The sequence below is a fragment of the Streptomyces sp. GD-15H genome (assembly GCF_045291515.1).
Lineage (GTDB): Bacteria > Actinomycetota > Actinomycetes > Streptomycetales > Streptomycetaceae > Streptomyces.
The window spans coordinates 7,551,964-7,563,876 of record NZ_CP149447.1 but is presented as its reverse complement, the minus strand read 5'-3'; the positions used below and the strand labels follow the sequence as shown (position 1 = coordinate 7,563,876).

Annotated in this window: 9 protein-coding genes and 2 pseudogenes; 7 read left to right on the top strand and 4 right to left on the bottom strand. The window is 72.7% G+C overall.

What is annotated here, in order from left to right; all coding sequences use genetic code 11:
- Positions 1–31: 31 nt before the first annotated feature.
- Positions 32–1,528, bottom strand: a complete 1,497-nt coding sequence (locus tag WJ438_RS35805; RefSeq protein WP_406728868.1) for an acyl-CoA synthetase — start codon at positions 1,526–1,528, stop codon at positions 32–34.
- A gap of 271 nt (positions 1,529–1,799) precedes the next feature.
- On the opposite strand from WJ438_RS35805, the gene WJ438_RS35800 reads away from it, so the two are divergent.
- On the top strand, positions 1,800–3,599 hold the full coding sequence (locus WJ438_RS35800) for a serine hydrolase (RefSeq protein ID WP_406728867.1): 1,800 nt from the start codon (positions 1,800–1,802) through the stop codon (positions 3,597–3,599).
- 30 nt (positions 3,600–3,629) lie between these two features.
- Here WJ438_RS35800 and WJ438_RS35795 read toward each other — a convergent pair whose 3' ends face one another.
- The 3 genes from WJ438_RS35795 to WJ438_RS35785 form a co-directional block, all read right to left on the bottom strand.
- A complete protein-coding gene (locus WJ438_RS35795) occupies positions 3,630–5,192 on the bottom strand; it encodes a phytoene desaturase family protein (RefSeq protein WP_406728866.1) in 1,563 nt (520 codons plus the stop codon).
- 85 nt (positions 5,193–5,277) lie between these two features.
- Positions 5,278–7,572 (bottom strand): protein kinase domain-containing protein, encoded by a 2,295-nt coding sequence (locus tag WJ438_RS35790; protein WP_406729911.1) that lies wholly within the window; start codon positions 7,570–7,572, stop codon positions 5,278–5,280.
- Positions 7,573–8,002: 430 nt separating this feature from the next.
- On the bottom strand, positions 8,003–8,374 hold the full coding sequence (locus WJ438_RS35785) for a ferredoxin (protein WP_406728865.1): 372 nt from the start codon (positions 8,372–8,374) through the stop codon (positions 8,003–8,005).
- A 96-nt stretch (positions 8,375–8,470) separates the two neighbouring features.
- Between WJ438_RS35785 and WJ438_RS35780 the strand changes: the two genes are divergently transcribed.
- From WJ438_RS35780 to WJ438_RS35755, 6 genes and pseudogenes are all read left to right on the top strand, one after another.
- On the top strand, positions 8,471–8,860 hold the full coding sequence (locus WJ438_RS35780; RefSeq protein WP_406728864.1) for a DUF6479 family protein: 390 nt from the start codon (positions 8,471–8,473) through the stop codon (positions 8,858–8,860).
- A gap of 80 nt (positions 8,861–8,940) precedes the next feature.
- The gene (locus WJ438_RS35775; protein WP_406728863.1) at positions 8,941–9,297 is read left to right on the top strand and encodes a hypothetical protein; all 357 of its coding nucleotides are present in this window, start codon (positions 8,941–8,943) and stop codon (positions 9,295–9,297) included.
- A gap of 200 nt (positions 9,298–9,497) precedes the next feature.
- Positions 9,498–10,004, top strand: coding sequence for a SigE family RNA polymerase sigma factor (locus WJ438_RS35770; protein ID WP_406728862.1), 507 nt, complete (start codon positions 9,498–9,500; stop codon positions 10,002–10,004).
- An 11-nt stretch (positions 10,005–10,015) separates the two neighbouring features.
- The gene (locus tag WJ438_RS35765; RefSeq protein WP_406728861.1) at positions 10,016–10,552 is read left to right on the top strand and encodes a cellulase; all 537 of its coding nucleotides are present in this window, start codon (positions 10,016–10,018) and stop codon (positions 10,550–10,552) included.
- 148 nt (positions 10,553–10,700) lie between these two features.
- Positions 10,701–11,464 (top strand): annotated as a pseudogene (locus WJ438_RS35760) (glycosyltransferase); the annotation flags it as partial.
- Positions 11,437–11,898 (top strand): annotated as a pseudogene (locus WJ438_RS35755) (hypothetical protein); the annotation flags it as partial. The pseudogenes WJ438_RS35760 and WJ438_RS35755, both read left to right, overlap by 28 nt.
- Between the last annotated feature and the right edge of the window lie 15 nt (positions 11,899–11,913).

Genomic DNA, 11,913 nt, shown 5'->3' with positions numbered 1-11,913 from the left:
ACGGCCCGCGCCGGCGCGGGCCGAACCACGCTCATCCGGCGAAGCGGTGGCGCAGCTCCCGTTTGAGGATCTTCCCGCTGGCGTTGCGCGGCAGTTCGTCCACGAACAGGACCCTCTTCGGCGCCTTGAAGGACGAGAGCCGCTCGCGCGCGTGCGCGATCAGCTCCTCCTCCGTCGTCTCGCCGCGCGCGACGACGACCGCCGTGACGGCCTCCACCCAGCGGTCGTCGGGGAGGCCGATCACGGCGGCCTCGGCGACCGCCTCGTGCGTGTACAGGGCGTCCTCGACCTGCCGTGAGGCGACCAGGACGCCACCGGAGTTGATGACGTCCTTCACCCGGTCGACGATCGTGAAGTAGCCGTGGGCGTCGCGCACCGCGAGGTCCCCGGAGTGGAACCAGCCGTCGCGGAAGGCCTCGGCGGTCTCCTCGGGCTTGTCCCAGTATCCCTCGCACAGCTGCGGCGACCGGTAGACGATCTCACCGGGTGTCCCGTCGGGCACGTCCTTGCCGTCCTCGTCGACCACCCGCGCGTCCACGAACAGCACGGGCCGCCCGCAGGAGTCCATGCGCCCCTTGTGCTCGTCGGGGCCGAGGACGGTGGCCAGCGGGCCGATCTCGCTCTGCCCGAAGCAGTTGTAGACCGCCAGGTCCGGCAGCCGCCGCGTCAGCCGCTCCAGGACCGGCACCGGCATGATGGACGCCCCGTAGTACGCCTTGCGCAGGCCGCTCAGGTCGCGGGTCGCGAAGTCGGGACGGTTGGACAGGGCGATCCAGACCGTGGGCGGGGCGAACAGGCTGTCCGCGCGGCCCGCCTCGATCAGGTCGAAGATCCGGTCGCCGTCGGGCGCGTCGAGGATGACACTGGTCGCGCCGACCGCGAGGTAGGGCAGCAGGAAGACGTGCATCTGCGCCGAGTGGTAGAGCGGGAGCGAGTGCACGGGGAGGTCGCCCGCGCCGAGGTCGAGGGCGGTGATGGCACTCAGGTACTCGTGCACCAGTGCGCGGTGCGTCATCATCGCGCCCTTGGGCTGGGCGGTGGTGCCGGAGGTGTACAGCAGCTGCACCAGGTCCTCGGAGCGCGGCTCGGGGCCGTCGTACGCGGGTGCCTCGGCCAGCAGGTCGAGCAGCGAACCGTCGGCGTCGCGCAGGAGCAGCGCCCGTACCCCGTCCGGGAGCCGTCCGGCGAGGTCGGGGTCGGTGAGGACGAGTGTGCTGCCGGACTGACCCACCAGATAGGCGAGGTCGTCGCCGGTCAGATTCTGGTTGACCGGTACGTGCACCAGGCCCGCGCGGGCGCAGGCGAGGAAGCCGATCAGGTAGGCGTCGGAGTTGTGACCGTAGGCGCCGACCCGGTCTCCGGGGGACAGCCCTTCCGCCAACAGGACGCTCGCCGCCGCCGAGACGGCGGTGTCGAGCGCGTCGTAGGTCCAGGTGCGGTCGCCGTACTCGACGGCGATACGCGCCGGAGTACGCCGGGCGCTGCGTCGCAGGAGTCCGTCGACCGTGCTTCCGTGTCCGGGCGTCATGACAGATGATCCTCGGTCGACCGGCCGGGGAGGTCAAGACACCGGACCGGCCGGTCGGCGGCCGTCCGAACGGCACGGGATGCCGCAGCACCGTGACCGGCGGAAGAGATCACCTGATGCCTTCTCAAGTGATCCATGGTGTTCGGCTTCTCCTGCGACCGCGCACGCCCCATTGACACATCCCGCACCTGACAGGAAAGTTTCACCCCGCAAGGCGATCCCCGAAAGATTCTTTCAGGCCGCCCGCGGCCACAACACGGGAGGAACCCCCATGACGGACGCAGGGTCGAGCGGTATCACTCGCCGTCAACTCGGTGGAAGGGCAATGGCTCTGGGCGGCGCTCTGGCCTTCGCCGCCCTCCCGGCCGGCCCTGCGGCAGCGGCCTCGTCGGCCTCGCCGTCGGTGACGACGTCGGGCAGCGGGCACCCGACCCTGCGGCACGGATCGGCCCGGCAGGCCGGCCTGCTCGCGGAGCATCTGGGTCAACTCGTCACCGACGCAGAGGCGTTCCTCGGGCCGTCCCCCAAACACCCCTGGTACGCGGGCGCTGTACTGCTCGCCGGACGCGGCGGCACCGTCGCACTCCACCGGCCCATCGGCATGGCTGTGCGCTACCAGGCGTACGACGAGAAGACCGACACCGGCGTCGAGTTCCCGGCGGACCGGCAGATCCCGATGACCGAGGACGCCGTCTTCGATCTGGCCTCGGTGTCGAAGCTGTTCACCTCCCTCCTCGCCGTGCAGCAGATCGAACGGGGCGCCCTGGAGCTGGAGGCGACCGTCGCCTCGTATCTGCCGGGCTTCGGCCGCGCCGGCAAGGCAGACGTGACGATCCGCCAACTACTCACGCACACTTCGGGTTTCCGGCCCTGGATCCCGCTCTACAACGCACCCACGTACGAGGAGCGCATCCAGCTCATTTACGACGAGGCGCCGGTCAGCCCTCCGGGCACGGCGTACTCGTACTCGGACCTGAACCTGATCTCGCTCCAACTGGTGCTGGAGAAGGTCACGGGCCGCACCCTGGACGTCCTGCTCCGTGACGACCTCACCGGCCCGCTGGGCATGCGGCGCACCCGCTACAACCCGCCCGCCTCCTGGAAGCCGCGGATCGCCGCCACCGAGGACGCCCGCCTGCCCTGGTCCGGTCTCGACCGGGGGCTGGTGTGGGGCGAGGTGCACGACGAGAACGCCTACAGCCTGGGCGGGGTCGCGGGCCACGCGGGCGTGTTCTCGTGCGCCTGGGACCTGGCGGTGCTCGGGCGGACCCTGCTCAACGGCGGCCGTTACGGCCGGGCGCGCGTTCTGAGACCGGAGTCGGTGGACCTGATGTTCACCGACTTCAACACCGACTTCCCCGGGGACGAGCACGGCCTGGGCTTCGAGCTGTACCAGCACTGGTACATGGGTGCGATGGCCACCCCGCGCACGGCGGGCCACACCGGCTTCACCGGCACCGCGCTGGTGCTCGATCCGACCACCGACTCGTTCCTCGTCGTGCTCGGCAACTCGGTGCATCCCGTACGCAGTTGGCGCTCCGGATCGGCTCCCCGCGTGGCCGCCGCGAACCAGTTGGCACGCGCGGTTCCGGTCCGCCCGGCGCAGGGACGCACGGCCTGGTTCTCCGGGATGGCGAGTTCGGCGACGGCGACCCTCACCCTGCCCGCGCTGGACACGTCGTCCGGCGCAGCGCGGCTGCGCTGCGCCCTGTGGTGGGACACCGAGCCGCGCTCCGACGTCCTCACCCTGGAGGCCACGGCGGACGGCGGCACGACCTGGCAGCCGGTGCCGTTCGCCACGGAACGCCGGGGCGGGGAGCCGGAGCGGCATCCGGCGGGCACCGCCACCGGCTGGTCGGGCCGCGTCTGGCACGGACTCACCGCCGGCCTGCCCGCCGCGCGGAGCCTCACCCTGCGCTGGCGCTACGCGACGGACCGGCTGTACGTCGGGCGCGGTGCGTACGTCGACGGGATGCGCGTCGCCACCGGTGACGGCGTCCTGTTCGACGAGACCCGTCCGGCGGACGCGGCACGCGTCCAGGCCGTGGGATGGCGCAGGTCGGCCGACTGATACCCGGCCGCCCTCCGTCAGCCCGCCCCGTCAGCCCGCCTCCAGCACCGCCATGGCCGCGTTGTGCCCCGGCACCCCGCTCACCCCGCCACCGCGCACCGCGCCCGCGCCGCACAGCAGGACGTTGGCGTGTCGGGTCTCCACACCCCACCGGCCGGTGCCGTCCTGGGCGTAGGGCCAGGACAGCGCGCGGTGGAAGATGTTCCCGCCGGGCAGCCCGAGGTCGCGTTCCAGGTCCAGCGGGGTCTTCGCCTCCAGGCACGGACGCCCGTCCGCATCGGTCGCCAGGCAGTCGGCGAGCGGTTCGGCCAGATGGGCGTCGAGCTGGGCGAGCGTCGACTTCAACAGCTCCTCCCGCACGGCGTCGTTGTCCCGTTCGAACAGCCGGGCCGGGGTGTGCAGACCGAAGAGGGTGAGCGTCTGGTAACCCTGGGCGGCGAGGTCCGGGCCGAGGATCGTCGGGTCGGTGAGCGAGTGGCAGTAGATCTCGGAGGGCGGCGCGGCGGGCAGTTCACCGACGGCGGCCTGTGCGTGCGCGGCGGCCAGTTGCCCGTATCCCTCGGCGATGTGGAAGGTCCCGGCGAACGCCTCGCGCGGGTCGACGGAACTGTCGCGCAGCCTGGGCAGCCGCTTGAGCAGCATGTTCACCTTGAGCTGGGCGCCCTCGGCCGGGGCGGGAGGTGTATCACCGGTCAGCGCCGCCAGCTCCCGCGGGGAGGCGTTCACCAGGACGTGCCGGGCGGCGGTGACGCCCTCGCCGTCGGCCGTACGGTGGGTGACCTCGGCCGTGCGTCCGTCCGTGTCGATCCGTACTGCCTCGTGACCGGTGGCGAGGACGGCGCCCGCGTCGCGCGCGGCGGCGGCCAGCGCGTCGGTGAGGGCGCCCATGCCGCCGACCGGCACGTCCCAGTCGCCGGTGCCGCCGCCGATGACGTGGTAGAGGAAGCAGCGGTTCTGCTGGAGCGTGGGGTCGTGGGCGTCGGCGAAGGTGCCGATGAGGGCGTCGGTGAGGACCACACCCCGTACGAGGTCGTCGGTGAAGTGTTCCTCGACGGCGACACCGATCGGTTCCTCGAACAGGGTCCGCCAGGCCTCTTCGTCGTCGATCGCGCCACGCAGCTCCTCGCGGGTGGGCAGCGGCCCGGTGAGGGTGGGGAAGACCCGCTCGGCGGCGCGGCCGGTCATGCCGTAGAAACGCTGCCAGGCCCGGTACTCGCGTTCGGACCCGGTGAGGCGGGCGAACGCCTCGCGGGTGCGCCGCTCTCCACCGCCGACGAGCAGCCCGGTGGGCCGCCCGTCGCGTTCGACGGGGGTGTAGGAGGAGACGGTGCGGGTGCGTACCCGGAAGTCGAGCCCCAGGTCCTGGACGATCTTCCGGGGCAGCAGGCTGACCAGGTACGAGTACCGGGACAGCCGTGCGTCGACACCGGCGAACGGCCGGCTGGACACCGCCGCCCCGCCCGTACGGTCCAGCCGCTCCAGCACCAGGACGGAGCGTCCCGCTCGGGCCAGATAGGCGGCGGCGACGAGACCGTTGTGACCTCCGCCGACGATGACGGCGTCGTACGTCCGGGTTCCCACGTCTGTGCTCATGTGGGTCTTCGTAACACGTGGAGATCCGGGCCGACCAGACAGCGGGGGTCGTCGGCCACGGCGTCGCACCACCCCGCCGGGCCCGTCAGACTCCGCCCACGGCCCGCTGCCGCCGCAGTGCCGCCACCTCGCGGTGCAGCTCGGCGGCCGCGGCGTCGTGGCCGAGCTGCTCCAGGCAGTGGGCCTCGTCGTTGCGGGCGGTGAGAGTGTCGGGATGGTCCGCGCCGAGGACGCGTTCCCGGCCGGCGGCCACCCTGCGGTACTCGATGAGCGCTTCCGCCCAGCGGCCCAGCCAGCCCAGACCGACGGCGACCTCGCGGCGGCTGACCAGGGTGTCCGGATGGTCGGCGCCGAGCACCCCCTCACGCAGGGCGCACACCGCGCGGGACTCGGCGAGGGCCTCCGTCCAGCGGCCGAGCCGACCGAGGTTGACGCCCAGGCCGTGCCGGGCGCGCAGGGTCTCGGGATGGGCGGGGCCCTGGACCCGGGTGCGGTCGTCGACCAGGCCGCGATAGAGGTCGAGGGCCTGTGCGGTGTGACCGAGCCGGCCCAGGCCGATGCCGGTCTCGTAGCGGGCGGCGAGTGTGTCGGGGTGGTCCGGGCCGAGAGCCCGCGCGCGGGCCCCGGCGACCTCGCGGTAGGTCTCCAGGGCCTCCCTCCACCGACCCAACTGTCCGAGTGTGTAAGCGACTTCGTAGCGGGTGACCAGGGTGTCCGGATGTTCGGGGCCGAGCACCCGGGCGCGGGCGGCGGCCACTTCGCACGCCATGCTGTACGAGTCCTCCAGGCGTCCGAGCCTGGAGAGGTTGAAGGCGAGGTTGTGCCGGCAGCGCAGGGTGTCGGGATGCTCGGCCCCCATGGTGCGCTCGCGGGCCGAGAGCACCGACAGGTAGACCTGGTGGGCGTCGAAGGGCCGGCCCGACTGGGCCATGACGTACGCCATTTCCTGGCGGGCGGCCAGGGCGTCGGGGTGGTCGGGCCCGAACGCGCGGATACGGGCCTCGGCCACCTGTGTGTACGCGCGCAGCGCGTCGGCCGCGCGGCCGGTGCGGCTGAGGGTGAAGGCGACCTCGTAGCGGCTGGCGAGGGTGTCGGGGTGCTCCGGGCCGAGGAGGTGTTCGCGCTCCGCGGCGACCGCGCGGTGTACCTCCCCCGCCTCCGCCCAGCGGCCGAGGCGGCCGAGGCTCAGGCCCGCGTTGTGCCGTCCGGCCAGGGCGGTCAGGGCCTCCGGCGACGGGGTGGGCCGCTCCCCCGGCGGGAGCGGCTCGTCACGGCCGGTCGCGGGGTGGGCGATCCACTCGCCGGACAGTCCGGCCGCCGGATCCGGGGGCGTGGTGCGCGTTCCGGTGACGGTCGCCTTGCGGCCGCTGGTCATGCCGCGGGTCCAGGACGGCAGCCGCGGCGCACGCGCCACGGGCTCGGGCGCCGGGGCTGCCGGGGGCGGCAGGACCGCGCGTTCGCCCGCACCGGGCGGGCCCGCGGGCTCCGGCCAGGCCGTCACCGCGGTCGGCACCGGCAGCCGCGTCGGCGCGGTCCGCAGTGCGCCAACCCGGCGGGCCAGTTCGCGTGCGCTGTCGGGGCGCCGGCCCGGCTCCTTGGCCAGCAGGTCGAGGATGATCCGCTCCAGCCGCTCGGGCAGTTCGGTGCGGTGGCCGCGCGGCGGCCGGGGCGGGGTGTCACGGTGGCCGACGAGGATCGCCCACGCGTCGTCGAGGTCGAACGGGGGTACCCCGGTGGCGATCTCGTAGAGCACGCAGCCGAAGGAGTACAGGTCGCTGCGCCGGTCGACCTCGGTGCCGCTGATCTGCTCCGGCGACATGTAGTGCGGCGTGCCCATCGCGACACCGGTGCCGGTCAACCGGGACGTGAACCCGATGTCGTGGCCGAGGCGGGCTATGCCGAAGTCGCAGATCTTCACGGTGCCGTCGGCGATCCGCACGATGTTCGCGGGCTTCAGGTCCCGGTGCACGATGCCCTGGTCATGGGTGTAGGCGAGGGCGGCGGCGACCTGCTCGGCGATCTCCACGACCTCGTCGACCGGCAGTGGGTGCTGCTTGTTGTCCTCCAGGAGTCGGCTGAGGTCACGTCCCTGCAGCAGCTCCATCACCAGATACAGCACTCCGTCGAACTCGCCGAAGTCGTGCACGACGGTGATCCCGCGGTGCTGCAGGGACGCCGCCGCCCGGGCCTCCCTCCGGAACCGCTCACGCAGTACCCGGCTGAAGGCGTGGTCGTGGTGGGCGTTCAGTGGTTTGAGGCACTTCACGGCGACCTGCCTGCCGAGTGACTCGTCGCGTGCCCGCCACACCTCCCCCATGCCGCCCCGCCCGATCGGATCGAGCAGCCGGTACCGGCCATGGATCAGCCTGCTGTCCCCCATCTCCCGCCCCCGTCGATGTCCCACGCACCCTCCCCCTGGTCCGTCCAGTATGGCGACGTCTCGCCCGATTTTGTACGGTGCCGGACGTCACCGCGCGTCGGCGGACAGTCGCCGTCACTCTCAGCCGGCCTCGGTAGGTGATGCCCCGGTAGGTGACCACCCGAGGCAGCCGCCGTCGCCGAGCCGCCGGACGGTCTCCCGGGAGAGCCGTTTCTGGGCGGCCGGGTCGGGTGGGGACGCTGCCGGGCACCAGTTCGGCGAAGTGGGAGCCCGGTGCGGTGCGCAGCCGCCGCTGCCCGGGCGTGTGGTCCAGCTGCACGGCGTCGCCTCCAGGCTCCCCGAGGCCGGTCCTGTCGGCGCACACGGCAGAACGCGTTGCGGACATCGGGAACGGAGAGCGCGCTCCGATCGGCGACCCGCGCGCCGCCCGTCAGTTCAGCGTGGTGAGGAAGTCCGTACAGGCCCGCGCGCACGCCCGGCACGCCTCGGCGGTCTTCTCCGCGCCGGGATGTCCGTCGAAGGCGTGCGCACTCTCCAGGCACACCTGCCGGCACCACTCCACCTGGAGCCGGATGGCCGTCTCGTCCATCTGGCTGTCCTCGGACAGCACACCGCAAGTCGCGTCGCACACCTCCGCGCACATGATGCCCTTGCGTCGTACCACTTCCTGGTTCCCGCCGCCGTCCGGGTCCACGAGACTGGCCCGCACCGCGCAGGCCCGCGCACACTCCGTGCATGCCTGCGCGCAGGCGAAGCGGTCCTCGAGGAACCGGAACAGCTCCTGATCGGATGTCGTCGTCACTCAGCGCGGGTAGCCATTGCCGCGGCCGGTGAAACACGCCGTTCCCAAGGGCCGGCCCGGCGGGTTCACCGGGGGGACCAGGGGTACTCGCAAGCCATGACGAACACCGCTATGAACACCCCGTGGACGGAAGCAGCCGACCTCGCCGCGAACCGCGGCGTCATGGGCATTGGGCTCGTTCTGGCGGCCGTGCTGGTCGTGGGCCTGCTGATCGGCTTGTTCGCGTTCGGCAGCAAAAGGGTCAGGCGGGGTGACTCGCCCCGGCCACGCCCCGACGAGCAGCCCTCGATGCCCGAAGAGGGCCCGGTCCGCGAGGCCCGGGAACACCGGGAGCCCGACGAGATGCCCAGAAGCGACGACCGTCTGATGCCGCACGACCTGCACGGAGGCAGCTCCGGCAGCCGCGCCAGCACCTCGCAGGAACGGCCCCGCTGGGACGAGGGCGGCAGCGGCGCGTTCGGCAGTGGTGGGCCGGGGCACCGCTGACCACCGGCGGCCACGCCGCCCCCCTGCCGCGAGCGCCACCGTGGTCCACCGCAGTCACCGTGAACAGGGAAGTGAGAATCATGGCAGACCCGGCACGCGAGACCCTGCCGCTGCCCGATTACGACCATCTGCCGATCGGCAGCCTGGAGAGCCGTGTGCGCGCGCTGTCCGCGGACGAGGTCGAGGAACTTCTGGCCTACGAGCGTTCGCACGGGGGCCGACTCCCGGTGACCGAGTTGCTGACGGCCCGACTGGAGCAGTTGCACGCGGGTGCCGAGCCGACGTCCGGCGACCCGGAGGCGCTGCGCCCAGAGCAGGGCGCGGGCCGGACGGGCTCCCCCGTCTCACCCGCCACCTCGCCGCAGCCGTTCAGTCCGCCGCCGCACGGCACCCCCGACCAGCGGGGCAAGCCGAAGGGCGACCGTACGGAAGGCTGACCTGTCCGGCACCGTCCTGCGCCCCGTGCGCACTCCTGGGCGGCTCATGGGTTCACCGATCGCATCACGCGGTCGTGGAGCTCGTGACCCGCCCTTTCGCCTGTCCGGGGTGAGGTGGATCACAAGGCCCGGGTGCATCGTGGGGCGGGGCCCAGTGTCTTTGTCCTGGTGTAGGGGATTGGCCGGACAGGACGGTGGGGATGGAGCGGTTTCGGGCAGACGGCTTCGACGAGTTCGTGGCTGCCCGCTGGGGGGCGCTGCTCCATGTCGCGCGTCTGCTCACCGGCGGCGACCGGCAGCGTGCCGAGGACCTGGTGCAGGAGGCCCTGGTGAAGCTGTGGTTCGCCTGGCCGAAGGTCGCCGAGCAGGCGCCGGACGCGTACGTCCGTCAGGTGCTCGTGCGGATGGCGGCCCGTTCCGCCCGGCGGCGCTGGTGGGGTGAGCGTCCGGTGGAGCAGCTGCCCGACCGGCCCGAGCCGGGTGATGTGTCGTCGGTCGTGGCGGAGCGCTCGCGGCTGGAGGCCGCGCTGGCCCTGCTGCCGCCCCGGCAGCGGGCCGCGGTGGTGCTGCGCTACTGCGAGGACCTGCCCGAGGCCCAGGTGGCGCAGGCCCTCGGCTGCCCGGTGGGCACCGCCCGGTCCCACGCGTCGCGGGGTGTGGCGCGACTGCGGCAGATCCTGTCCGACGCCGTCAGGCCCGTGGGGTGAAGGGAGAACCGATGGACGACTTCGAGCGGGAGCTGACGCGGATGATGCGCGGTCTCCGGCAGCAGACCCCCTTCGACTCCGAGCAACGGGAGCGGCTGCACCAGGGCATCCGGGCCCGCCACCGGTCCCGGATACTGCGGCGGGCGGGCGGTTCGGCCCTGGCGGTGGCCGGGCTCAGCGTCGGACTCGCCCTGCTGCCCGGCCTCGGCTCCGGCTCCCAGCCCCCCGCCGATCACCGTCCGCCGCCCGCGACCAGCCCGACGCCGCCCCCGGTGACCCCGACGCCCACTCCGCCGGCGACGAGCTCCGCTCCCCGCACCTCCCACCCGCCCATGAGCCCGCCCGTCACCACGGGCACCGCCACCGGCGCCCCGGGGAGCAGCGCGCCGGCCTCGACCTCGCCGCCCGCCACGACGAGCGAAAGCGAGCGGACGTCGGTGCCCTCCTCACCACCCGTGACCACGGTGCCGGCCTCTCCCCCACCCACCTCCGAGCCCCCGTACTCACCCTCCTTCTCGGCCGGCCTCGAGTCGGCGGGAAGCGGGTAGCCGCAGCGCCGCACGGCACCGCACTCCCCCGCCCGGGGCGCCGTTCGGCCCCGGGACCTCCACCCCGACCATCCTCACGAGCGAATTGGCATGCCCACCTCAGAAAAAGGGTTCATGCCGTATGCCGGAAAGGGACCGTGAACCCGCCATGAGACCCGCCAGGCGGTCGCTGCCGACCGGCCGCCGCACACCCGCCGCTGCCAACGCGGCCGATACTCCCGCCGCGTCCGCGCTCCTGCCGCGTCGTACGACGCCGCCGGACACCAGCGAAAGCGAGAGCGACGACGACGGACCCCCGGAGCCCGTACTCGACGTGGTCGTTCCCGTGCACAACGAGGAGGAGGATCTGGAGCGGTGCGTCCGGCGTCTCCACACGCATCTCGCGGAGACGTTCCCGTACTCCTTCCGGATCACCATCGCCGACAACGCGAGCACCGACGCCACTTTGCGGATCGCCGCCCGGCTGGCCCGGGAACTGCCCGACACGTACTGGATCCGGCTGGCCGAGAAGGGGCGCGGACGGGCGTTGCACACCGCCTGGTCCGACTCCCGGGCCCCGGTGCTCGCGTACCTGGACGTGGACCTGTCCACCGATCTCGCGGCTCTGCTGCCGCTCGTCGCCCCGCTGATCTCCGGGCATTCGGACCTCGCGATCGGCACCCGGCTGGCGCGCGGCTCCCAGGTGGTGCGTGGCCCGAAGCGGGAGATCGTCTCCCGCTGCTACAACGGCCTGCTGCGCGGCACCCTCGCCGTGGGGTTCTCCGACGCGCAGTGCGGCTTCAAGGCCGTACGCCGGGACGTCGCCGAGCGGCTGCTGCCGCTGGTGGAGGACCGGGGTGGTTCTTCGACACCGAACTGCTGGTGATCGCCGAGCGGGCCGGAGCTACCTCGGCTGGGTCGGCCATCGCATGGGCGACTGGGGTGGGTACAGCAAGCTCCAGGACGGTGCGTGGGGCCACACATTCGACTACGGCCGGCACAGCCTCGACGTCCTGACCTCGGTCCTCGTGGGCCGTTTCGACTATCTGTTCGCGATGCCCTTCGAGGACGTCATCGGTGTCGGGGTGGTCCTGCTCGTGCCGGTCCTCACCGTGCTGCTGGTCCGGCTGCGACCACCCGCCGTGCTCGTCGTGTACACGGTGCTGTCCTACCTGATGGTGATGGGCACCCAGCAGTACTTCGGCAACGTCTCACGCTATCTCCTCCCTCTGTTCCCCCTCCTGATCCCGCTCGCGCTGGCCGTGCGCCGCCTCCGGCTGCCCTCGCTGGCCACCGTGCTGGGGACGGCGGCGCTGGCCTCCGGGTCGTACGCGGGATACGTCCTGTTCGAACTCGGGGTGCCGTAGGGCCGGTCCGGCGGG

What these genes read in the sequence shown, in the direction of transcription:
- WJ438_RS35770 (WP_406728862.1), top strand. Translation starts at nt 9,498, where the DNA reads ATGGAGCGGTTTCGGGCAGACGGCTTCGACGAGTTCGTGGCTGCCCGC.
- WJ438_RS35790 (WP_406729911.1), bottom strand. Translation starts at nt 7,572, where the DNA reads ATGGGGGACAGCAGGCTGATCCATGGCCGGTACCGGCTGCTCGATCCG.
- WJ438_RS35780 (WP_406728864.1), top strand. Translation starts at nt 8,471, where the DNA reads ATGACGAACACCGCTATGAACACCCCGTGGACGGAAGCAGCCGACCTC.
- WJ438_RS35765 (WP_406728861.1), top strand. Translation starts at nt 10,016, where the DNA reads ATGGACGACTTCGAGCGGGAGCTGACGCGGATGATGCGCGGTCTCCGG.
- WJ438_RS35795 (WP_406728866.1), bottom strand. Translation starts at nt 5,192, where the DNA reads ATGAGCACAGACGTGGGAACCCGGACGTACGACGCCGTCATCGTCGGC.
- WJ438_RS35775 (WP_406728863.1), top strand. Translation starts at nt 8,941, where the DNA reads ATGGCAGACCCGGCACGCGAGACCCTGCCGCTGCCCGATTACGACCAT.
- WJ438_RS35800 (WP_406728867.1), top strand. Translation starts at nt 1,800, where the DNA reads ATGACGGACGCAGGGTCGAGCGGTATCACTCGCCGTCAACTCGGTGGA.
- WJ438_RS35805 (WP_406728868.1), bottom strand. Translation starts at nt 1,528, where the DNA reads ATGACGCCCGGACACGGAAGCACGGTCGACGGACTCCTGCGACGCAGC.